The organism is Halanaerobacter jeridensis (assembly GCF_016908315.1).
Classification (GTDB): Bacteria; Bacillota; Halanaerobiia; order Halobacteroidales; family Halobacteroidaceae; genus Halanaerobacter; species Halanaerobacter jeridensis.
In genome coordinates this window covers 1-23,326 of sequence record NZ_JAFBDQ010000007.1, presented here as the reverse complement: position 1 = coordinate 23,326, position 23,326 = coordinate 1, and the positions used below count along the sequence as shown (strand labels likewise).

The window sequence follows — 23,326 nt, the reverse complement described above, 5'->3', positions numbered from 1 at the left end:
AATCCCGAGCGCTTGGCCCGGGATAAAAATTTATTTTTTAAACATTTCAACTTAATCATTAATTAAGCACCCACTGGAAGTCGTTAACTTCAATTCCCAAAGTTTCTGCAATAGTTTGATATCTCTTCGAAATCTCATTTACACTTACATTGTAAATTTCGCTTAATTCAGATTGAGTATGCTCCAAAGTACTAAAGCTAATAGATCCTATTGTATATTCCACTGCAGCAGCCCAAGCTCTATCACTACCAGACCAAGAATCAATTTCTTGTTTATAATCTCGCCATAGGAATACTGCATCAACCACTTCTTCTCCTAGCAGATCATGATTTGGCATTTTTTCAACTAATAATTTTTCCACTCCATCCAGCAGCAAAGATTCATCTTTTACCTCATAACCTAATCGTTTTTTTATTGCTTTTATTTCATCTAAAGTGAAATTATTAGGATCATTAGCAAATGAAAATTTAATTAATAATTCTAATTCATCTAAATATGATTTTAATTTATTTCGCCCCTCTTCATCTTTTACTAATTCTTGGGGAGTTCGCCCTTCAATATCTTCTCTACCTTCTAGTGGTAAAGAAATAAAAGCTTCAACAATTGCTTCACTAGTTTCTTGACTGCGAGTAATCCACTCTAATACTTCACCAGATTCAAGGTCTAATAGACATTCTTCATCATATTCTATTAGAAAGGACAATTCAGTTTCCAGCAGATTTTTTCCCAACTCTAATTGATCTTCCCAAGGAGTAATATAAATCAACTTATCTTCTTCAATAATAAAGTCACCTCTAATATCAGGGTCTAAGTCCGGTTCTTTTGCCAACCAAACCAAGCTTTGTTGCTCTGCTTCTTCTTCGGGTATTATATTATTTAATTTTAGTAACCGCTCTTTAACAATTTGTGGCGACTGTACTTTATAAGTTACTTCATAAATAATAGGAGAAAAATCCAGTGGTTCTTCCATCAACCAGAAAAACAAGTCCCAAATTTGAGCACTGGAGCAGCGAGAAAATTCTTCCCAATTACTACTATTATTGTCTCTTCTAAACTTGGCCCACTTCCCATTTAACTCAGTTTCAACAATCTCTTTATAATCAAAAGAAATTACATTATACAATCCTACTAATTGGGCATATTCGGCCATCTGCACTATTCTCCCTACTAAAATATCTCCTGGCAAAATTTCCTCTTCACTATTAATTACAAAACTACTTTCATCTTGAAATAAGTTCTCCACTTCATAACGAATGCCAAGTTGATCATTGACTTGATAAACTTTTAGCCGTGCAGCAATCAAAGCTTCAAGCACCTGCTGTTCCCTCTTTGATAGATTGTGTTCCAGTTCTTCCTTAAAAAGCTCTAAAACAGTCTTATCTTCTTCTAACTTACAATCAAAAATAAAATTGAAATGAGCTAAAAATTCTAACTCAGCAGGCATATCAAATACTTCAATTTCAAATGTTTGAGCATAACGCTCCACATAAGCATCTACTTCAGATAAGTAGTTTTCTTCCTGCTCAAAAAAGAAAGACATTACCTTATCAATCACACGATCTACTGCCAAATTATAGCTTTGCTCCTGCTCAACTTTCCTCAAACAACATTTCTTGTATTTCTTTCCGCTTCCACAAGGACAAAGTTCGTTGCGACCAACTTCCCAATTAATATTGTTTTCCATTTTATCATCCTTTGCATATGGCTTATACTATTTATTTTACCTGGAAATACAGATTTTATACTACAAACACATCATCTCCAAAAAATAAGAAAGTCCCGAGCTTGGCCCGGGAAAATTAATTAGATTACATTAAATTGTTAATCTGCGTCCATTAATTCTCAACCATTCTTGCTTTTCCTTATAATTTGGTATCACAGCTTCTACCAACTGCCAAAATTCTTTAGAATGATTAGGGTATTTAAGGTGCGCCAACTCATGGACCACCAAATAATCAATCACACTCATCGGTGCCATAATCAACTTCCAATTAAAATTAAGATTCCGCTTGCTACTACAACTCCCCCATCTTTTCTTGTATAGTCTCTTCTCTATTACGACCTAATTCTTTTGCTTTATATAAACCTTTATCTGCTCGTTCAATTATAGTATCTATCTCATCTCCTTTTAAATAAGAAGCAACTCCAAAACTAGCCGTTACTTTAGGAACAGGAGAAAAATCTGCTTCACTAATCAATTTCCTTAAACGCGTTGCCAATTTATAACTATCTTCTAAACCAACTTCAGGACAAATAATCAAAAACTCTTCCCCTCCCCAACGACCACAACTATCGACTTCTCTTATATTCTCCTGAATTAAACTAGCAACTTTTTCTAAAACATGATCCCCTTCAAGATGACCAAAATTATCGTTTATATCTGAAAAATGATCTAAATCTAATATAATAATAGCAAACTCTTTATTATATCTAAGCGTTTGTTCCCGTAATTCTTCTAAAATTGACTCTAATTTCCTTCTATTATAAATCCCAGTCAACTGATCAATAATTGAAACTTTTTTTAAACGCTGATTTTTATCCTTCAAATCCTGAATCATATCTTGCAAATTTGCTTTAATTGACTTTAATCCTTTAGCTAAATCTCCTACTTCATCTTTTCGGTTTAAAAAATTCTCGTCAATAGTAAAAGAAAAGTCTCCTTCTGCAACTTGCTGGCAATAACCTACAGCTTTTTCTACAGGATTAAAGATCTTATCTTTTAATAAATGACTTAACAATAGAGCTATAAATCCTGAGATTATAATTAGTCCTCCTATAAGATAGATCAATTGAAATCTTTCGGCAAATATCTCTTCACGTGGTACAGCCACACAAAGTGTCCAACCATTTAATAATTCAGTATAAGCTACTACTAGTTTTGGCCCTCCCAAAGAATAATTTAAAATTCCATTTTTATTTTCTGACAAGTGCTTAAACACTTTTTCGTTAACTAAATTATCTAGTTTCTCATATTTACTATATTCAGGATGCACTAAAAAATTATAGTCCTTATCTAATAAAAAAGCATAACCATTATCATAAACCTCTATTTTTTCTATTGCTTTTCGAATTTTATTAAAATTAATATCCATCCCTGCTACACCTAATAGAGTATTATCTTTATAAACTGCTTTTGTATATGACAATGTTCGTACTGAATCATCAACCCAATCTCCATATAAATCACTCCACACTGCTCTACCTTTGTCAATTGGTTCATAGTACCAATCCATATTTACATTACTATATTTCCCCTGAATATGATTCCAAGGATAACTGCGCGAATAATATTCTTTAGGTGCCTCGGGCTGCTTCTTATAAGTTCCTGTTTCTGTTTTGCGATACCAAACATCATGAGCCTCACCTAATAAGTTTGGATTAAAATAAAAATATGCCCCAAATGTATCATCAAGACGAGCAAAGTTTTTAACTAAATTATCCATTTCATTTCTTTTATAATTAAGAAAGTATTCTTTATCCTTTTGAATACGATCTAAATCAGTCAAATTAATTATTGAAGTAGAAAAATGATTGCCCATCTGATTTACCTTTTCTAAACTTTGATCAATACGATTACCATGACTTTGCGCTAAATAAAATAATTTCTCCTCTACCTCATTACGAATAATTTTATTACTTTGATAAATGTTAATAAGACCGATTATCCCTACTAAACCCAAAGAAGAGACTAGAAAAACAACTATAACTTTTGTTTTAATTTTCATCTAATATGTAGTATAGCAACTCCAGCCACATTATCTATCGGGGTGAGATTGCTACAATTGTCACCTACCTTTCTATAAATTAATTATATACCAATCCCCTAATATACGCAATATCACTATGATGTTTATTTACTTTTAACCATTTTGCTTATACCACTAGAATATTCCCTTTTAAATCTTTTTTGACCAACAGAAACTCTCTTTCTTATATATCTAATCTGCGTCCATTAATCCTTAACCATTCCTGCTTTTCTTCATAATTAGGTATCACAGCCTCTACCAACTGCCAAAATTCTTTAGAATGATTAGGGTATTTAAGATGCGCCAACTCATGGACCACTAAATAATCAATCACACTCATTGGTGCCATGATTAACTTCCAATTGAAATTAAGATTCCGCTTACTGCTACAGCTACCCCATCTTTTCTTCTGTTTCTTGACTTTGATTGCATTAGGTTCTTCTCCTATTTGTTGTTGATACTTTTTTACTCGTTCTTTTATTTTTGCATCAGCATGACTACGGTACCATTGAATTACTTCTTCTCTAATTAATTCTCGCCTATCATCAGCTTCAGCTACACTTTTACTAATCATGAGCCAAAACTTTCCTTGGTATAGCTTAACTTTAACTTGTTTAACATTATCAGATTCTTGTAATTTAATTCTATACCTTCTACCCAGGTAAGGCAACTTCTCACCACTTAAAAACTCTTTAGGGTTAGGTGCCGGTTTCACATCGCTTAACTTATTTTGTTTCTTAAGAATCCACTCTGCTTTCTTTTCTACTATTGACTCAATTTCAGCTTGTGATAATCTTTTAGGAGCTCTAATTTTAACTCCATCTTCTATACTAACCTCTAAGCCTACTGTTTTGCGATTACTTCTCACCACTTGATAATTTATTGTTGTAGTTCCATATTGAAATGTTGCCATAATAACATCTCCATTATAAAATATTCTTAGCTAGTTTCATTATTTGAGTAGTTAAATTATCTAAATCATCTCTGAATTTTTCATACTGGTACAACTTTCTCATAATCATTCGTTTCATCGGCTTCAATACTTTGTTCTGTTTTTTCTTCCAATCTACTACTGCCATTTCTTTTAGATTATTCATTAATTCTTGAGCTAATTCCTTTAGTTCTTTATTTACTTTAAATTCTTCATCACCATCTACTTCATATTCGCCTCTATCTTCTGCTACTTCTTCACTTGGCTGATTATCACTTTGTGATTCTTCTTCTAATAACTCATAGAGAGCAAATTCTTTTTCATTCAAACCTAATTTCTCAGCCTTAGTTCTAACATTTCTAATTTCATTAATTATACCCCGCATTGCTTCAATCTGTTCTGCAAAGTCAAAACGACCTTGCTTCTGTTTTTCTATTATCTCTTCTAAACGTTCTTTAAGCGACTGATAGAAAGCAGGGTTTTCTTCCATCTTAACATTAACAGTATGTCTGATAGCATGTTCCATTTCACTAGCTTTAGCTTTTTCTTTATCTTTTTCTTTAATTACTTGGTCAAATTTATCTTCATCTAAAATAGATACTGGTTCATGCAGTAAACTAATATCACTAACGCGAATATGATTGTCGATTATCTTTCTAATCTTACCACCTAATCCTTTGACATTAATATTCTGATCTCGATAACGATTTCTAACTGCTTTATAAATTTTACCTAATGTCTTTAAATCATCACGATAAGGATCAGCTATTGGATCAGGCATTACAATATCCATACTCTCTGCAAAAGCCTTAAAGGCTTCTTTAAATTCCATTCGCTTATCTTCATCTTCAAAAGCTAAAACACATTCTTCTAAATCATCTAAATTAACATCCTCAAAGAATCTCATTACTTTGCGATATCTTCTCTGCAATCTTGGTTCTTCATCTTTAACAGGAGTAGCAGCATTCTCAACATCTTCTTGATTAAAGATGGCTAATGCCTCTTGTAAATTATCAAAACCGCCGTAATAATCTACAACTAAACCATAATTCTTATTCTCAAAACGTCTATTAACTCTTGCTATTGCTTGTAATAGATTATGCTCTTTTAAAGGTTTATCTAAATACATAACCTGCTCTACAGGAGCATCAAAGCCTGTTAAAAGCTTATCACAGACTATTAAAAACTTAATTGGATCATCAGGTTTCTTGAATCTCTCAATTAACTGTTTCTGTTTTTCCTTTGGAGTATGATGTTTCTTAATTAACGGCGGATCGTTTTGATTACCTCCACTAAAAATAGTAATTGACTGTGGAGCATTCAACTCATCTAATTTTTCCTTGTAAATAGCAACTGCCCGTCTACTGGTAGTTACTATCTGTGCCTTAAGCGGAGCAATTTTCTCTTCCCAATGATTTATTATATCCAAACAAATTCTTTCAATTCGCCTTGGTGCTTCTGCTATCGCTTGAGCAGTAGCATATTTTTTCTTAATTTCAGCCTTTTCTTCATCACTATAATCAGCAAAGGCTCTTTCAAATATCTCATCTAAATCATTACCTTCTACTTTCAATTCAGGTAATCGTCCTTCATATTTAATGGGCAAAGTCGCCCCATCTTCTACAGATTCTTCGATAGTATAAGTATCAATATAATCACCAAAGGTACGAGTAGTACTTCGTTCTTCTTTTTCAATTGGAGTTCCAGTAAACCCTAAATAGCAAGCATTAGGGATTGCTCTTCTCATATTAAAAGCTAGATCTTTATACTGCGTTCGATGAGCTTCATCAACCATCACAAAGATGTTCTCACTTTTATTTAAGACTGGATATTTAATTTTTTTCTTCATTATTAGATCGTTTCTTATTTTCATTCTGTTCTTCAGCCGTTAATTGGAATTTATGTATTGTCGTCATAATTGTCTTGCCAGAACCGTATTTGATTTTCTCTCTTAAATCCTCTACTCCACCAGCAGATTTAGGATTAGGAAAACCACATCTTTCAAAAGTAGCAGTTATTTGACGGTCTAAATCTACTCTGTCTGTTACTATTAACAATGTAGGATTATTTAATTCTTTCAATCTTCGTAATTTCAAAGCTAAAAAGAGCATCGATAAAGACTTGCCTGAACCCTGCGTATGCCAGACTGTCCCATTCCTATCCGCTAAACTATCAGCAGTTTGAATTCTATCTAATGCCTTATTCACTGCTCTAAATTGTTGATAGCGGGCTGTCTTTTTAACTAAATCATTACCTTCCTGTTCAAAGACAGTAAAGTTTTGAATTAAATCAAGTAAATTTTCTTTCTTGAAGATAGAAAATAAGAGTATATCCTGTAAATTTGCTTCTCTACCTGTTAGTTCTGCAATATCATCTCTAGTATAGGGATACGGATCTTTCCATTCTCTAAAATGGCGGGTAGGAGTCCCTACAGGAGCTGCTGAAGCTGAATGACCCCAAGCTGCTACTAAGAATTGATTAGTATAAAAGAGTTTCTCTGCTCCTTCATCTGCTTCATAGCCTCTTAAATTTTGGTACCTCTGCAGTTGATTAATTGCTTCTTCTTCAGGTTGATTACAAGTAGTTTCATTCTTACATTCAATTACTGCTATAGGTATACCATTAATAAAGACTGTAATATCCGTTCTGATTTCTTCTTTGCCGTAAACTGTATACTGATTAAGTGCTATAAATTCATTATTCTCAGGATTATCATAATCGATATATTTAACAGTTTGATTCTTCTTTCCTTTACCTAAATCCTGCTGTAGTGAAATATGCTGCACTAATTTTTCATAAACCTTCTCATTAGCATCCATTAAGTTAGTAGCCTGTATCTTAGCAGGTCGAATCTGATTAACAGCTTTATTTAAGTTATTTTCATTTAACCAGGGATTAATTCGTTGTAACGACTCTCTTAGTTTATCTAAGAGTAATACTTGATGTTTTGATTCTCTATAAGGTAAACTATCGTCTTGTTCTACATCATAAACTTGATAATCTAATTCTTGGAATAGATCTAAAGCTCTCTTTTCTGCTAAATGATATTCGTCCCAATCCTGACTCATCTAATCCCCTCCTCGTCTGTGACCAATTATAAATTTAACTACTTAATATAAAATTTGCCATCAACTAATAAAAAAAGAGCCACAACCAATTTCAATATAGTAGTTGTGGTCTTTATATTAATCACTTTTCTAAATATTACAGCCTTCTTCACTTATCTTATGCTCAAAGCTATTATTCAAATTAGCCTTTTGATAAAATTCATCTTCTTTATAAACTATTAAATCAAGGGGATAATCTATAACAGAATCTAAATTCTTTCTTATTTCTCTCATAATATCTAACTTACGCTTATCTTCATCTGTTATTATACAGAGGTCTACATCGCTCTCATCATCTGCATTACCATTAGCATGAGAGCCAAATAGAATTATCTTTTTAGTATCAATTAGTTCTGAAATTCTTTGGCTTAGTTTTTGTAAGTCTTCTTGATTAATCATGATAATCCCCTCTCTAATTAGCATTCAAACTATTTAATAATATATATCACAAATCATGGTGTTTAACATTGGTTAGAGCAAGATTACTCTCCAATTATTCTAAGCTCAAGCTTAAACTTAAACTCAATCTTAAACCTCTACTCTTATTTCACCTGTTAACAATTTCTGCATTAAGCCTTTTTTTAGTTCTTTTAGTTTTTCTTTCTGTTCTTCTTTTTTCTGTATTTTATTATCTGCTGACGATAAAATATTAGCTATTTTCTTTTGTTCTTCTAATGGTGGTAAGGTAATATACATTCTCTCTAACTCAGTTTTAGATAACTCTACTTGATTAGTTGAACCTCTTATACAAAATCTTTCAAGATGTTTTTGTCCTTCATAACTTTCTATAAATCCTTTAAGATATCTAGAGTTCAACTTATTTTTACTAGGTCTAATTATTGTAACATGACCATCACAAGTATAATTTTCTTCTCCATCAAAACAATTTGCTCTTCCTATAGTACCTTTCCCAGTAGAATTTAACAATACATCATTATTTTTAAGTTTTCTTTCTTCATTTAAATTTTCCCATGCTTCTTCATCTAGAAATTTTACATTTTCTTTATATATTTTATCCCAATAAATACAAGCTTGATTTATAATTTTATAAGGACTTTTTTCAACATAATTAGGTCTTCTCCCTCTAGAAATATAGTCTGTTATTTTTTTTAGTTTAATTACATTCCAATTTTTAGGCAAATTATAGACTCTCGGGCCAATTCTAACTTCCTTAAATTCATCATACCCAATCCCCTTCGTCAATAACTCCTGCATCAATCCTTGCTTCAACTCTTTAGTCTTAGCAATAATTTGGGCTGTCTTTTCTATTGCCTGATCAACTGAAAATAAAATATCGGCTATTTTTTTCTGTTCTGGAAGAGGTGGAACAGGAATTCTTATCGCTCTAACATCTTTAACTGAAAGATGTTTTACTGTTGTAGCAGGAGTAATTCTATGTATCTTTTCAATTTCAGGCTGAATTCTATAATACAAATAATTTTGATCTAATAAATCATCTGAAGCCTCTACTCGACAAACTCTCTGATTAAGTAAAGCATCCTTACTATTCCATTTTACTACATAGAAATTACCATCCATACCGATTAGAATATCTCCATTAGTTATAATATACTTTTCATCATATTCTCCACTATAATAGGTGTCAATATTACTTTCTTGTAAATTTCTAATTCTAATCAAAGGCAACCCTTTTTTTTCATTATTAAATAAATCGGATTCAAAAGAAGACCCAGACAAAACGTCAATATGATCATTCAATTCTTCTACTTCCCATTTATCAGGCACTTCAATAGTTTCACCAATCAATTGAACTTCTTTGTATCCCTCTTTAACCTCATTACTCATAACCTACCACCAACTTATCCCGCTCGTTAATTCTCAATTTTCCATTATCAATTATCAATTGCTCTCTACCCATCATACCCCAACTCACTTAAATAACCTTCTAATTCATTCTCAATCTCTTCGTATTCTGCTTCAAGCTGTTCAAGATCATCTAACACTTCATCAATATCAACTGGTTCTTCAGGTTCAGTAGTATCCACATATCTCGGCACATTAAGATTAAAGTCATTACGTTCAATTTCTTCCATATCAGCTACTCGACAGTACTTTTCTACATCTTCAAAGTTATGATAAGCATCTAGTACCTTCTCTAAATCTTCTTCTCGCAATCTATTTTGATTACTTAACTCTTCATAATCTTCTTCAGCATAGATAAATAGTACTTTATCTTTTCGCTCTTTAGGCTTATCTTTATTAAAGACCAAAATACAACCTGGGGATGATGTATTAGCAAACAAATTAGAAGGTAGAGCAATTACTGCTTCAATTAAATCATCCTGCAGTACTTTCTTTCTAATTTTTCCTTCGGAACGACTGCGGAATAAAGCTCCATTGTCTAACACAATCCCTAAGCGACCTTCTTGATTAGTACTGGCTAGCATATGCTGAATCCAAGCCCAATCTCCTTTGTTCTTTGGTGGATATCCATATTTCATTCGCCCATAAGGTTCTGAATCTTGAATATACTCTTTACTCCATCTTTTCTGATTCCACATTGGATTAGCTAGTACAATATCAAACTGCTCTAAATCTCCCCCTGTAGTAAATTCAGGATCTCGCATTGTATCTCCCTTAGCTATTTCTGCATCATAATGACCGTGTAACAGCATATTCATCTTACAAATAGCCCAAGTATTAAGGTTTCTCTCTTGTCCATAAAGAGTAATGCGGGAAGTATCAAAGCCATTCTCTTTTAAGTGATCGGCTGAATAAACTAACATTCCTCCAGAACCACAACATGGGTCATGAACTCGCATACCTGGTTGAGGGTCTAATATCTCTACTAATAACTTTACTACTTCCTGCGGAGTATAAAATTCTCCACCTTTCTTACCGGCATCATCTGCAAACTGCTTAATCAAGTACTCATAAGCTGTTCCTAATATATCTGGATCTTCTAATTTTTCATTACTCAATGTATAAGTAGAGAAATGTTGTATTAATTCATCTAATACATGATCAGGCAGTCGTTCTTTATCATTAAAATCAATATTGACTAAAACTCCTTCTAACATTTCATTCTCTTCTTCTAATTCTTCAAAAGCTTTATTTAAAGCTGCTCCTATGTCCTGCTTAATACTAGCAAGATGCTCCCATCTCGCTCGTTCAGGTACATAAAAATCATAAAAGACAGGATTATCAACAAATTGTTCACCGTCTTCTTCTTTGACCCGCTCTCGTTCTTCTACAAAGACATCATTAATTCGCTTTAAAAATAACATTCCAAAAATATAGTTCTTATAATCTGCTGAATCAATACTACCTCTTAATATATTAGCAGATTCCCATAAATGAGATTCTAGCTTATCTAATGTTAAAATATCGTCTGACATAAACCATACACTCCTTTATTTATTATCGTTACCACTACTTAATATTATAGACTAATGTTGAAAGTCCTACTTATGATTAGAAATTATTATTACTTTAATCACTAAAATCTTGCGGTTTAATCCCCAATTCTTCCAACCGAGGTATAATTGATTCCATAGCCTGTTCTCTATTGCGGTAAAACTCAGTTCCTGATACGCGCCAAAACTTCCAGCCGACTCGTTCTAACTGCCGCTGTCTCATACGGTCATCCCACCATTTTTCTGGCGGATGCCAGCGGTCGCCGTCGCATTCAACTGCTAAACGATTTTCTGCACCTTCCACTACTAAGTCAATGCGATAACTTCCTACCTCTACTTGCGGCGTAACCTGATACCCTCTTTCGGTCAACCAATCATAAACATCTTCCTCAAATGGAGAATCCATAATCTCTTTAGGATTATCTAACTCTTTACTAGTAGTAACTCCATTTTGAATATAATTTAATAATCGATAGCGCATATCTTCACGATTGTTTAAATCACTTAATTTTACAGAATGGAATAACATCAATTGATCTTTGGCTCGACTGACTGCTACATTAAAACGTTGCTTAGCACTTCTACTAGTTAAAGCCCTAAATCGTTTATTATCACCCACTACTAAAGATAAAATCATCACATCTCGTTCATCACCCTGAAAAGCATAGGCATCCCCTGCTAAGAAATCATGTTTTTCTTGTTGGGCTGGAGTAAGATAATTATCAATTTCATTAAAAATATATTTAGCTTGTTTCTTCCCTTTTAACGAAATCACACCAAAGGTTTTATCTTCATACTGTGGGTTTTCAGCTAATTCCTTTATCTTCTGACAAATTGCTTCTGCTTCTGGTTTATTGACTTTTCCTCTGTCATCTATATAGCCTTCATCTACAAAATTATTTTCTAAAGTTGGCTGCAGTTTTTCTGCTTCTGGTACATTTCTTATCGGTAAAATATTGTCATTATAAAATTCTTGATTGCTAAAGTTAATTATTTCAGGCACACAGCGAAAATGTTCCTTTAACATCAACTTTGCTTGGTGGTCAAACAACATATCAGCAATATTATATAAACTTGTTTGTAAATCCATCATTTCATTAAATGGAATTCCATCTAAATGCTGGTCAATAAAAGCATTCACCTGATCATGAGGAATACCTACTGCACTAGGACTTATCTGCTGGTCATCCCCAACTACTATTACTTTCTCTGCTCGGCATAACGCCAATAAACTTCTGATGTCAGATTGACTTGCTTCATCAATAATTACTACATCAAAGGCCCCAAACTCTTTGGGAATAGTCTCTGATACTCTATAAATAGGCATTATCCATGCTGGTACAGCATCTTTAGCTTCCTGCATATGTTCTTGTGCTTTTCTCCGCCATTTTGGAGCATATTTCCCAGTACCTTTACCTAATTTATCAACAGCATTTTTCCATGCCGTTAAAGAACTTACATCCTGCTGAGAAATATTTTCTTTTAATTTTAATTTAGTAGCAACTAATATTAATTGTTCTTTACTCCTTCTTAATTTATCTTCTAAATCTTTTTGCTGTGCTTCAATCTTCTGTATTTTACCCTCACTATCAGCTATATCATCCAAATAAGCTTCTAAAGCTGCATACTGCCAAGCTTCTTTCCAATTATCCCAATATAAATTTTCAGTTTGATAATCAGCATTCAACCAATCTTGGGCCCAATTTGGTGCTTGCTCTGCTAATTTACCCACTAAATCTTTAAACTGTTGATAATCTGGTTCTAATACTTCTAACTCCTGTAATTGTCGATAATTATCTTCCCACATATCCACTTTCTCTTGCACCCGGGCCAATTCTTCAGGCACACATGATAATAGTCTCTCCACTAGCTGATGAGCACTTTCAGTATTCACAGCTGACAACTTTTGACGTAAATTTTGGTGAATTTGCTTAGCAGATTTAAATTCACTTTGTTCTTGTTTGATTTTTAAAACTTGATAAATCTCTTCTATTTCTTGGTCTAAATTATTAGTCAACAATTGATCGTGATTACTAATGGTCTCTTTCAATTCCTCTTTTAATTGCGGCTTTAATTGATAAGTATATTCTATTCCTGCCTTCAATTTCTCGTATACCTCTTTAACCGCTTTATAATTATCTGTAGTCTCTAATTCAGGCAAGTAGTCTCCTAAATTATTTCTTAATCCACTCCACGCAGTAATAAATTCTCTAAATTTTATTTTGAAATCAATCTTATTCTTAACTTGCTGCCATTCCTCTTTAGTTTCCGGTTGACTATTATTTATTTGACTCTGCTTTAATGCTTCAGTCTTACCGCCGTCAAAAAACTGAGTGATAAAATTCAACCAAGTTACCGGCTCTTTATCATTATTAATTTTAGTTAAAGCTTCAGCCACAAATTCTTGATAATCAGGCAAAGATACTTCCGAAGCTAAATTAATATTTGTGGTTAAATCCAATTGCTGCTGCAAACTAATTAATTCTGAAAATAGTTCTTCTAACTTATTTACTGCTTCTTCTAATTGTTCCCGGGGATACTGCTGATTATTAATTAATTCTTCTACCCAAGTATCTGTAATCTTTTGATATTTCTCTACAGCATTCTCAGCTAACTCAACTATAGCTTCTAAAGCGGTTTCCTTTTTAAATATCAAATCAGAATAATAACTATCAGCTTCTTCCTGTAATTGATCTATCTTAGCTAATGATTGGGCTAAATCTTTAAAATCACTTGGATTTAACAAATCATCTGAGTTCGGATATTGATAGTTATGCAGTTCATCTAAGTGAGAATAGATCTTCTTCCGTAAATCATACATCTGTTTAAATTCTCGTTCTGTAATAGAAAACTCAGGGATTAACTGCAACACTTGTTCTCTATCAATAGTCTGTTTCTCAGTTTGATAACTAGGTTGGTCATTAAACCAACTATATTCTTTATTTTTATCTTTCACTTTTTTAGCAGCTTGGGCTGGTGATAAAGGTTGGTCAAAGTTTTTCATATTAATATATAATTCAGCCCGGGCCAAGTCCTGCAGCTTATGTTTGCTTTTTTGCAACTTTCTGCGATAAATATCAATCTTTTCTCTTAAGTCTTCTGCTTCTTCTTGTAATTTATAATCTTTTTCATTCGAAACTATATCTGAAATATAAGTAACAGCCTCTTCTAACTTTTTCTTACGGTCAGCATCATTCTGTAACACACTTAGACATAATGATCGCAAAGATTCAGGAATCATTTTCCTTAACACTTTTAAAGCTTGGTCTTTTTGGCTAGTCACTAAAGTTCTTTTCCCATGAGCCATAAAGTGAGAAATCAAGTTAGCAATCGTATGACTTTTCCCAGTTCCAGGCGGCCCCTGCACAAGCACTCCATCAGAATGTTCTAAACTATCTAAAATCTGAATCTGTTCTTTGTTAGCTTCTTTAGGAAATAAGATATCTTTATCTAATAATCCAGTCCACTCATCATGAAAATTATCTTTATCCCAACTAGACGGACTATCTTCTGGATCAGTAATAATTCGTTCTAATCCCCCTGGCAATTCAACATTCTCTTCTTCTAATTGTCGATTAAATTCTCTAATATCCTTTAATAATTCATTTTGATTTCTATTCCTAACAAACAAAGCCCAGCCATCTACTACTTTTAATTGAGAACTCGGGTTTAATTTTACATCTTCAATTTTCGCCACTGCTCCTTCAGCAGATAACCCACTAGCTTCATAAAACAAATCTACATAAGGATTTTCTTCTTTACTTTCATAACTTAGATTTCTAAATTGACTCCTGATTTCTTCTGTTTCAGTTATCCCAGCGTCAATTAGTGGCTCTAACTCCAAATTCCATTGTGCATCATCCGGAACTTTAACTTCAATCTTATTCTGTTTAGGTTGATGATTAATTGTCATATTCTGAGTTAATAAGGGATGATTAATTAATTTATCATTCTCTTTCCAAACTACTAATCCATAACCTAATACTAATTCCAAATTCTCTTCGTACTGTAACTCCTTACGAATATTAAATAATTCATTAAATAGCTCCTTGCTTTCTTTAATCTTTTTAGCTTCTTTAGCCCATTCTTCCCATTGTTTAATATATGTACGCAAAGCTAATTCTCTCTCTGGGATCTCATAAAAGTTCTCCCTTATTCCAGATTTTAAATGATTCTCCCACAACTCAATACTAATCATATCTTCTGGATCATCAGAAACATTTATCCATTTACTCAGCAAATTTGGTATTGCTGGTGGGTCAGGAACTTCCTTGCGAATAATCGCAAATAAATTATTATCCAAAAAATAAAACTGCTCGTTGTTATCTATTAACTCAACTTTTAGGTAATTGATCTTGATATACTAAAAAATGATTATGGTCTTCTAATCTATAAGTAGGTTTATAACCTAATTTAACTACATCATTTAAATAATCAAATAACTGTCCAGCCTTATTACTCAATTTAGTTTCACCCATATATTTACCCCCTTAACTGATATATATTAATTTATACTCAGTTTAATAATTATAATTAGCAAAATTAAAATATTGATAAAATTACTACAACCATTTAATTATTTCTTGTTTTACAGCAATTTTCCTTTTATCTTGCGAAAAATATTATATTTAAACAAAAAATAAATCCCGAGCGCTTGGCCCGGGAATCATGATTTAATATTCATTATTTTCCTTAACAATCCTTTTTAAATTAAAGGGATCTCCTTTATAATAGCTTTTGGAAGCTAAATGAACTAATATAATAGTCATAGCAATATTATTACTTTCAAAAAAACCTACTAACATTCCATTATAATAATCATAATATTCCTTTCCCACTACAAAATTATCATCAGAATAAGTTGATATATCTTCTAATAATAAATCCTCTTCTTTATAAAGTAAAACTTTATTCTCTTGATATAAATCAATTATTTCTTCCTCAGTTTTATAAATTGTGAAATCGTCACTGTCTTTCACAATCATGAAATAAAAATCACCCTTTATCTTTTCAACATCCATCAACTTCACTCCTCTCAAATTGCCATCATTAATTTATAAATTAAAGTCTAAACTTTTTTATGAACTTATATCTTATTTAAGTTTAATATATCCGCATCTAAAAACCCTCTTTTAATAAATTTATCTTTCATTTTAACTTATCAGCTTCTTTTATTAACTCATTTACATAATTTAAATCAGAATCAATTCTTGATTTAGGTAACAATTTTTCTTCTCCATTATCAATTATTAAAGCTTTTAAATTACTCAACTTAACTGTTTTTGTCCTTTGTTGCCATTTTTCTCCAATTTGATGTTTTTTAATCTCATACAACACTTCACGGTCAGTATCTCGATCCTCAACTTCTAACCATTTTTTAGTTTTGGTTTCAGATAATATTTCAATTTCATACAACCGAAGAATAATGGTTTTATATGGTACAGCGAAAGTATTCATTAGTTTTAATATTTTTTTTATAGTTAAATCTTTATAATTATTAATTTTTAATAGATCAAGTTGCTTTAATAAAGACTCTTTAGGAACTAATAATAATGCCGAAAAAAGATTAGCCAGCTTATCTTCTATTTCTATATTTTCTTCTTCATTTAATATACTACTTTTTAATAACTCAGTTCCTTCATCAGTATCTCTAATCAAATGATATAATTCATGCCCTGCTGCAAAAATCTGTTTTTCTAAAGGTAAATAAGTATTAATATAAATAAATTTTTCTCCCTTATATTCACAGATGAAACCACAGAAATCATCGTCTTTAATCGGAAACATAATTAAATTAATCTGATCATCTAATATGTCAAAAATACTATCTCTTATTGCTTCATCACAAGCTCCAGCTAGCTCTTCTCTTATATAAGCAACTTCCTTTTTTACTTCTTCATATAATTGTAAATTATTCTTTTTAACAATTTCATTTATCAATTCCATTATTTCACCTCTATTTTGTGCAAAATTAAGACATCATATCTTCAAACGAATCATTTGTTTGTTTATAGAAGACTATCATATCCATTATTTTTTCCACTTTTTTTATTCCTTTTTTAGCTTTATCAGTACTAACTTCACCCATAAAAGCAGTAATAGTTTCAGGCTCTTTTTCCTTAGTAAATGTTTTAGTTAAATCTTCAACATCTACCTCCAAAACTTCTGCTATACTTTTTACTTCTGCTACTGTTATATTTTTTTTACCTTGGATAATATTATTCATTATCTGTCTTGAAACTCCAATTTTATTTGCTAATTTAACTTGAGTCCACCCTTTATCTTCCAAAAAATCAGAAACTCTTTTTCCTACAATTTGATTCATATCCATCACTCTTCAACTCCTTTCTTACTTATACTACTATTATATTCTTATTATATCCTAGTGTCAAAAATATATTTACAAAATTATATTTATTTTTTATTTTGTAAATCAAAGATTAACAAAATTCAAATTATGTTTTTCCCTTCTAGTAAATCGGATTTTTATGACAAAATGAATTTAGTGACAAAGCGGATTCATTGAAGTCATCTTTCGTATATTATTTAGCTTTTAAAAATAATTATGAATCTAGAAAAGAATATTTAGCAAAAGAAATAGACCAGATATTAGAATTTTATCAAGCTAATTTCAAAGAGGGCCAAAAAGAAGCAACAGTGGAGATGATCACTAATATTTTATCAGATAAATTTGCAACAATTCCTGAAGAATATATTGAAGAATTACAGCATCAGAGTTTGGAGCAGTTAGAAAAGATACTCCTTGCAGCATTTGAAATGAACAGTATAAAAGAACTAGAGGAATATTTTATTTAACTACAAAACAAAAGCCAGTATTCTCGAGCTAACTGTTCGAGAATATTGGCTTTAATAAAAATCTATCCTTACTCAATTAATTTATATTCCCTTTCACCAATTTCTTTAAACATATTTTCCTGCTTGTGTTTAGCTAATTTATATAATATAGAATATTTCAAATTTGCTAATAATATATTTATAATACAAAGTAATTTTTTAACTCTAATATAAGGAGATAATTACTAATGAAGAAAAAACATGTAATGATATTAGTAGTTAGTATTCTTTTAATAACTACTAATATCACTTGGGCCCACCGCCCTTTAGATACAGACGGACCGGCCACTAGAGAAGAACCGATCGTCGTTAGCAATCATAAATTATCGTGGGCTGCCTACAATCGCCTTACTAAACCTAATGATGCAGACTATTATCGTTTTCAGGCTCAGCAAGGCGATAAAATTTTCGCCTCGCTATTAGTACCTGAAATTGATAGATTAAAAGGATTTAACCCTGACTTGGCTTTAATTGGCCCTGGTCTAGATTCAGACTATGCTAGATTAAGCCCAACAGAAATTGCTGCTAAACTTAACTTTAGCACTGATGAAGGAGTCATTATTAAACAATATTCAAAGTCAACTTCCGAAGTATTTTTTGAACCTTTTACTCAAACCTCATATTGGCAGAAACAAAAACTAATAATTACTGCTCCAACCACAGGAACATACTATTTAACTGTTTTCTCCAACAAAGAAGAAGTAGGTAAATATGTACTTGCTATTGGTCAACAAGAACAATGGGAGATTAAAGATATAATTAAATTCCCTAAAATTTGGTGGAATGTTCGCCAGTTTGCTGAGAAAAAAATCTCAACTTATTTAATTTTAGTTTTACTCTTATCTATAATCATCTTAGCTATTAAAAAAATAATTTTTTAACCCCTGCAGATAGAGATTATATTTCTATTCCGTAATCTCAACTTTATTACCATCAGGATCAAGAACACTACTTTCATAATACCCATCACCAGTTCTACGCGGTCCCCCTACAACTTCATATCCTGCTTCTTCTAAATTATTAGTTAATTGATCAACTTTCTCCTTACTACCTACTGAAAAAGCTAGATGCGCATAGCCTAAAACTTCTTTTTGAACCTTATCTTTAATTCCTGCTTTACGCATTATTTCCAATCTAGCTCCTGATTCAAATTCAATAAAGTAAGATTCAAACTCTTTTTTCGGATTATAATATTTTTCTCCAGCCTGACCATCAAAATAGTTAACATAAAATTCTTTAAGTTTTTCTAGGTTATTTGTCCAAATTGCTATATGTTCTATTTGCATTTTAACCCCCACCTACTTTACTTTTAACCACTCATTTCATCTGCTACTGGTCGTTGAAATTCAAATTTAAATGTATTACCACTTGCAATTACATCTTCTAATTCATCATATAATGAATAACTACCAATTCCACTAATCTGAGCCCAACCTTTAGCCCGCGTTAAAGCTACAAACAATTGATTGCGCAGACCTACATCAGCCTCATTTTTAGCAATTTGATCAAGACCAATCACATATACCATATAGGCTTCATTTCCTTTAGCTCGAAAAATATTAGCAATTGTAACTGCCTCTTGATGCCAAAACTTATTAGGGTCAACATTAGGATATCTAGGATACACCACATTTTTCTCTTTCGCTTTAGGTACATAAATATCAACATCATACTTTTGCAGCACTTTAGCTGCTTTAGTCTTTAATCTATATCCTTCTTTACCTTCTCCTAAGGCTATGACTAGAATATCTCGACTTGGATCTAAGTCTTCTTTTTGAATATTGTACTTTATATTATTAGCCAAGGCCTGTAATTCCTTATCTCGGGTGCTATAATTATCAAATCCTATAATTTCATCATCCCAAATTTCTGGAACCCGATTAGGGGTAGTATCTTGAGGACGATGTAATACAATTTGGTTGCCAGGTCTAAAACTACCTTCTCGAACCTGATAACCAACATTCTCCCAATCTTCTTGGCGGGTAAAGCCGCGCAACATCCCTTCTTCTCTTAATAAGCCCATTCCAATGGCATGAGCTGCTACCAAGATTGGCCCAGGCGTTCTATAGCACTTATACATAATTTCACTCTTTCTAATTCCTCCATCATGAAATCCACTAACCATCCTTTTAAATTTAGGATCATCACCAAATAGCTCAGGAGCAGTTGGAATATTTAATGAATTTAAGCTCTGGGCTTCATCATAAGCCCAAATTAATCTTTTATCCTGCTCATCATTAATATCACTTAAAGTTTGATAAGCCAACCAGAAAAATGGCTGTTTATTCTGATATTTCAATTCTTCATCATCTGCTACTAAATCCTGCGCCTCATCAATTAACACAGCATCAAATAACTGCTTTATTTCTAACTCTTTTTCTAAAAATATTTTAGAAGCCAAAATCAACTTTTGATTAGGGTCTCTATCTCCTAATTTTTTATTCATCGCTCCAAGCGGTTTAACCTCATGTTCATCACAAACTTTACGATAAAATCCAGGTTGATTTTTAGAACCCCAGGCATGTAAAACCAATAAATTATCATTTTCCGCTGGATTATATCCTTGCTCTCCATTAGTAAATCGCTTCATCCACTTATCTAACTGTTTAATCGTTGCATCATACAGACTACGGGTAAAAAATACTAAGGCAATCTTCCAGTCTGGATTTTTCAAGTGCATATGAGCAGCCTTCTGGGCCAACAACACGCTCTTACCTGAGCCCGCAATCCCTCTAATTCGCTGTGCCCCTGGAGGAATACTCTTTCCTATCTCTTCTTGCTTTAAATCAATCTTATGAAGATGCTCTTTAATTATATTCTTAACTCCTTTTCTCGTCTTTTGATCTTGATTATTGCTCTTAGCTTTTTCTCTATGTAAGACTGTCCCGGTCAATACGGAGATTAAAGTCTTCCATTTTTGCTTATCTAATTGCTGACCTCTAGCTATTGGATCATAATCTTTAATTCTTTCTAGCAAAGTCTTAGGGCCAAGCTGATCTCCATAAATAATCGGCTTTAGATCTGATAGTATAGGCAAATCACTATCTTCCCATTCTTCTTTAGTAATATTAGGCAGAACCACTATTGACCTACCCGTTACTTTTCTTCTCAACTCCCGTTCTGCATCACAATAGCCTAATAAAGCAAATAACTGATCTTCAACATTCTCAATTGGCGTTTCTGAATCAAGGTCATAACCTCTATAATCCCATTGACTACCATTAATTTCATCTATTTGCTCTAAATTAGCTGAAATAACCTCTAACACAATCAATCCTAATTCTTTATCAACAATTAAAATATCTGGTTCACTTCTATTTTCTCCCCGCTTAGAAAAAATAGGATATCTCCAATAGGCTAAACATTCTTTATCTCGAAAAGACTTTTTGACTGACTCCCATACTTCTTTCTCTTCCTGCTGCCCTTGAGTGCCAAAGGGATCAGTAGTAATAAATTTGCGGTTACTATCTAAAAAAGTCATCATCTCTTCATCAGGTAGTCTAAATTCATCTCCCTCAAAATCCCAATCACCGTACAACTGCATAAACCAAATCGCAACCTCATAGGCTACTGCAATTAATTCTTCAGCATCTTTACTATCATCATGAGCATTATGAACTGCTTCATTTCCTACTTTTCTTAAGTCATGAAACTTTTCTAATACCTCTTGATTAATTAATTCTTCTTCTTCTAACTTTTTTAAACGATTGAACTGCCTATCATCCTTCATTCCCTCTAAATCTTCATATGTGAAAATATAATCAACTATTTTCTCTCCAAATTTCCTTAATTTAAATAAAGTTGTATTCGGATCACTATATAGATTTTTCTCAGCTAATTTTGCAATCTTGCTTAAATCAGACCATTTATCTTTTAAAAAAGAAAAATTACTAAAGCTCACTATTTTCCCTCCTGAATATAATTATAATATGCTGCATAAAGTATTGTTAAATATATTACAACTACTTAATTATTTCTTGTCTTACAGAAATTATCTTTTTTTAATACAAAAAATTATAGTCATTAATATATTTGTAATAAAATATATTTTTCAATTATAAGTTTATAGGAGAGAATTACTTTAATAATGAACTCGCACTAAGCAAAATTTTATTTCACGGTTACTCCATCCTAAATCCCAAGGGACTCTATGACGATCTGAGTTGTGAGAATTGACTAAAATATATCCGTTAGAATCTACTCCCGTCACAATAGATATATGTACAACTTTTCCTTTCTTTTGATAGGCAATATAATCACCAGGTAATAATTGATAAGACGATTTTAATACTCTTTCATAGCTACCGCGATTAATCAAAGACGCCCTAACACTATTTAGCATGTATCGATTAAAAGCATGGGCATTTACCCACGCTCTAGTTCCTGCTCCATTATTATAATTCCAAATTCTATTCTTTTTAAACCCACCTGCTTCATATAACATCTGAGAAGTAAAATTGGCACAATCTCCACCTTGATAATTATAATTTTTATATTGAGGATTATATTTTTGATTATATTTAGAAGGACTGGCAGAACCACAATATTGATCTACATATTCCAAGGCTTCTACTCGCTTAGGATTAAGGTCAGACAAGTTTTTAGCTTTCTTAGAAAGGATTATTTTTCTTATCTGCTTATCATTAATCTTATCCAAATGCAGAGAATCTGCAAAAGGATCTCTATACCACTCTTTTGTAATTAATAGTTCTTCATCTTGAGGCATTAAATTTAAAGAGTGATAAGTTCCTGTTCTAAAAGAATTATCTTCTGCTAAAGCATCTGGATATCCATATGTGTACTCTGTAGAAACAGCTAAATTTATTTTATGACCATCTTCTTTCTCTGTTATGCGATCAATAACAATCTGTGAAGCAATCTTTTTAAATTTTACACCTTGTTTAGTTGACCATTGATGTAGATACTGCATTCTGTTAAGTTCATGTTCATAAGCCCACATACCCGTTTTAATTTCTTTATTATATAATTTTTCTAGAATATCTGTATTTTCTTCTAATAATGCTTTATTTCGCTTTGCAAATATTTTCTTTACTTTTTCTTCTAATCCAAAATCTAATTCTTTGTTAACAGTTATATTTTCTTGCTTAAAAAATAAATCAAACCCCAAACCACCTACTCCAACAAGAAAAAACAAAGATAAACCTAATGTTAAAAGCAATTTATTTTTGGCAACAGTTAAAAATATCATTTTCTCCCTGCTTATAAAAACCTATGCAAAACTATACATAGACCACAATCATACAGGATTAGATCGTGTTAGGTATAATCGCTTGATTATAATCTTCCTTA

19 protein-coding genes are annotated in these 23,326 nt (G+C 32.1%); 2 read left to right on the top strand and 17 right to left on the bottom strand.

All coding sequences use genetic code 11. From position 1 onward, the window contains the following. Nucleotides 1-58 precede the first annotated feature (58 nt). The 14 genes from JOC47_RS08020 to JOC47_RS07960 form a co-directional block, all read right to left on the bottom strand. Nucleotides 59-1,684: an SEC-C metal-binding domain-containing protein gene (locus JOC47_RS08020; RefSeq protein WP_204701552.1), complete on the bottom strand. Its 1,626-nt coding sequence runs from the start codon at nt 1,682-1,684 to the stop codon at nt 59-61. A 129-nt stretch (nt 1,685-1,813) separates the two neighbouring features. Continuing rightward, complete coding sequence (locus JOC47_RS08015; RefSeq protein ID WP_239551000.1) at nt 1,814-1,984, bottom strand: M48 metallopeptidase family protein; 171 nt, start codon at nt 1,982-1,984, stop codon at nt 1,814-1,816. A gap of 31 nt (nt 1,985-2,015) precedes the next feature. Further along, nucleotides 2,016-3,725 carry a diguanylate cyclase gene (locus JOC47_RS08010; RefSeq protein WP_204701551.1) on the bottom strand — a complete coding sequence of 570 codons (1,710 nt, stop codon included), beginning with the start codon at nt 3,723-3,725 and terminating at the stop codon, nt 2,016-2,018. Between the two features lie 205 nt (nt 3,726-3,930). After that, complete coding sequence (locus tag JOC47_RS08005; protein ID WP_204701550.1) at nt 3,931-4,659, bottom strand: M48 family metallopeptidase; 729 nt, start codon at nt 4,657-4,659, stop codon at nt 3,931-3,933. 13 nt (nt 4,660-4,672) lie between these two features. Further along, nucleotides 4,673-6,526 carry a type I restriction endonuclease subunit R gene (locus JOC47_RS15710; RefSeq protein WP_275579397.1) on the bottom strand — a complete coding sequence of 618 codons (1,854 nt, stop codon included), beginning with the start codon at nt 6,524-6,526 and terminating at the stop codon, nt 4,673-4,675. Further along, nucleotides 6,510-7,745, bottom strand: coding sequence for a type I restriction endonuclease (locus tag JOC47_RS15445; protein WP_275579396.1), 1,236 nt, complete (start codon nt 7,743-7,745; stop codon nt 6,510-6,512). The genes JOC47_RS15710 and JOC47_RS15445 overlap by 17 nt, the downstream gene beginning before the upstream one ends. 129 nt (nt 7,746-7,874) lie before the next feature. After that, nucleotides 7,875-8,183 (bottom strand): nucleotidyltransferase domain-containing protein, encoded by a 309-nt coding sequence (locus tag JOC47_RS07995; RefSeq protein ID WP_204701549.1) that lies wholly within the window; start codon nt 8,181-8,183, stop codon nt 7,875-7,877. 129 nt (nt 8,184-8,312) lie between these two features. Next, nucleotides 8,313-9,590 carry a restriction endonuclease subunit S gene (locus JOC47_RS07990; RefSeq protein WP_204701548.1) on the bottom strand — a complete coding sequence of 426 codons (1,278 nt, stop codon included), beginning with the start codon at nt 9,588-9,590 and terminating at the stop codon, nt 8,313-8,315. 65 nt (nt 9,591-9,655) lie between these two features. Further along, on the bottom strand, nt 9,656-11,143 hold the full coding sequence (locus JOC47_RS07985) for a class I SAM-dependent DNA methyltransferase (protein ID WP_204701547.1): 1,488 nt from the start codon (nt 11,141-11,143) through the stop codon (nt 9,656-9,658). A 94-nt stretch (nt 11,144-11,237) separates the two neighbouring features. After that, nucleotides 11,238-15,464, bottom strand: coding sequence for a PDDEXK-like endonuclease domain-containing protein (locus JOC47_RS07980; RefSeq protein ID WP_204701546.1), 4,227 nt, complete (start codon nt 15,462-15,464; stop codon nt 11,238-11,240). A gap of 31 nt (nt 15,465-15,495) precedes the next feature. Then, the gene (locus JOC47_RS07975) at nt 15,496-15,639 is read right to left on the bottom strand and encodes a hypothetical protein (RefSeq protein WP_204701545.1); all 144 of its coding nucleotides are present in this window, start codon (nt 15,637-15,639) and stop codon (nt 15,496-15,498) included. Nucleotides 15,640-15,834: 195 nt separating this feature from the next. Beyond that, nucleotides 15,835-16,182 (bottom strand): hypothetical protein, encoded by a 348-nt coding sequence (locus JOC47_RS07970; RefSeq protein WP_204701544.1) that lies wholly within the window; start codon nt 16,180-16,182, stop codon nt 15,835-15,837. Between the two features lie 127 nt (nt 16,183-16,309). Next, nucleotides 16,310-17,107: an ImmA/IrrE family metallo-endopeptidase gene (locus JOC47_RS07965; RefSeq protein ID WP_204701543.1), complete on the bottom strand. Its 798-nt coding sequence runs from the start codon at nt 17,105-17,107 to the stop codon at nt 16,310-16,312. 25 nt (nt 17,108-17,132) lie between these two features. After that, nucleotides 17,133-17,492 (bottom strand): helix-turn-helix transcriptional regulator, encoded by a 360-nt coding sequence (locus JOC47_RS07960; protein ID WP_204701542.1) that lies wholly within the window; start codon nt 17,490-17,492, stop codon nt 17,133-17,135. 191 nt (nt 17,493-17,683) lie between these two features. On the opposite strand from JOC47_RS07960, the gene JOC47_RS07955 reads away from it, so the two are divergent. Then, nucleotides 17,684-17,977 (top strand): DUF4351 domain-containing protein, encoded by a 294-nt coding sequence (locus JOC47_RS07955; protein WP_204701541.1) that lies wholly within the window; start codon nt 17,684-17,686, stop codon nt 17,975-17,977. A gap of 227 nt (nt 17,978-18,204) precedes the next feature. Then, a complete protein-coding gene (locus JOC47_RS07950; protein ID WP_204701540.1) occupies nt 18,205-18,897 on the top strand; it encodes a hypothetical protein in 693 nt (230 codons plus the stop codon). Nucleotides 18,898-18,921: 24 nt separating this feature from the next. On the opposite strand, the gene JOC47_RS07945 is transcribed toward JOC47_RS07950, so the two are convergent. The 3 genes from JOC47_RS07945 to JOC47_RS07935 all read right to left on the bottom strand — a co-directional run bounded on the left by JOC47_RS07945 (nt 18,922) and on the right by JOC47_RS07935 (nt 23,225). Next, entirely contained in the window at nt 18,922-19,302 is a 381-nt protein-coding gene (locus tag JOC47_RS07945) for a VOC family protein (protein ID WP_204701539.1), read from the bottom strand. Between the two features lie 23 nt (nt 19,303-19,325). Next, a complete protein-coding gene (locus JOC47_RS15910; RefSeq protein WP_204701538.1) occupies nt 19,326-21,917 on the bottom strand; it encodes a DUF4145 domain-containing protein in 2,592 nt (863 codons plus the stop codon). A 180-nt stretch (nt 21,918-22,097) separates the two neighbouring features. Further along, entirely contained in the window at nt 22,098-23,225 is a 1,128-nt protein-coding gene (locus JOC47_RS07935; protein WP_204701537.1) for an amidase domain-containing protein, read from the bottom strand. Between the last annotated feature and the right edge of the window lie 101 nt (nt 23,226-23,326).

Bases quoted from the DNA above. Each gene is read 5' to 3' on its own strand.
- JOC47_RS07970 (WP_204701544.1), bottom strand. From the start codon at position 16,182: ATGGATGTTGAAAAGATAAAGGGTGATTTTTATTTCATGATTGTGAAA.
- JOC47_RS07945 (WP_204701539.1), bottom strand. From the start codon at position 19,302: ATGCAAATAGAACATATAGCAATTTGGACAAATAACCTAGAAAAACTT.
- JOC47_RS15445 (WP_275579396.1), bottom strand. From the start codon at position 7,745: ATGAGTCAGGATTGGGACGAATATCATTTAGCAGAAAAGAGAGCTTTA.
- JOC47_RS07995 (WP_204701549.1), bottom strand. From the start codon at position 8,183: ATGATTAATCAAGAAGACTTACAAAAACTAAGCCAAAGAATTTCAGAA.
- JOC47_RS07975 (WP_204701545.1), bottom strand. From the start codon at position 15,639: ATGGGTGAAACTAAATTGAGTAATAAGGCTGGACAGTTATTTGATTAT.
- JOC47_RS07990 (WP_204701548.1), bottom strand. From the start codon at position 9,590: ATGAGTAATGAGGTTAAAGAGGGATACAAAGAAGTTCAATTGATTGGT.
- JOC47_RS08010 (WP_204701551.1), bottom strand. From the start codon at position 3,725: ATGAAAATTAAAACAAAAGTTATAGTTGTTTTTCTAGTCTCTTCTTTG.
- JOC47_RS07985 (WP_204701547.1), bottom strand. From the start codon at position 11,143: ATGTCAGACGATATTTTAACATTAGATAAGCTAGAATCTCATTTATGG.
- JOC47_RS08020 (WP_204701552.1), bottom strand. From the start codon at position 1,684: ATGGAAAACAATATTAATTGGGAAGTTGGTCGCAACGAACTTTGTCCT.
- JOC47_RS07950 (WP_204701540.1), top strand. From the start codon at position 18,205: ATGAAGAAAAAACATGTAATGATATTAGTAGTTAGTATTCTTTTAATA.
- JOC47_RS15710 (WP_275579397.1), bottom strand. From the start codon at position 6,526: ATGAAGAAAAAAATTAAATATCCAGTCTTAAATAAAAGTGAGAACATC.
- JOC47_RS07965 (WP_204701543.1), bottom strand. From the start codon at position 17,107: ATGGAATTGATAAATGAAATTGTTAAAAAGAATAATTTACAATTATAT.
- JOC47_RS08005 (WP_204701550.1), bottom strand. From the start codon at position 4,659: ATGGCAACATTTCAATATGGAACTACAACAATAAATTATCAAGTGGTG.
- JOC47_RS07935 (WP_204701537.1), bottom strand. From the start codon at position 23,225: ATGATATTTTTAACTGTTGCCAAAAATAAATTGCTTTTAACATTAGGT.
- JOC47_RS07960 (WP_204701542.1), bottom strand. From the start codon at position 17,492: ATGGATATGAATCAAATTGTAGGAAAAAGAGTTTCTGATTTTTTGGAA.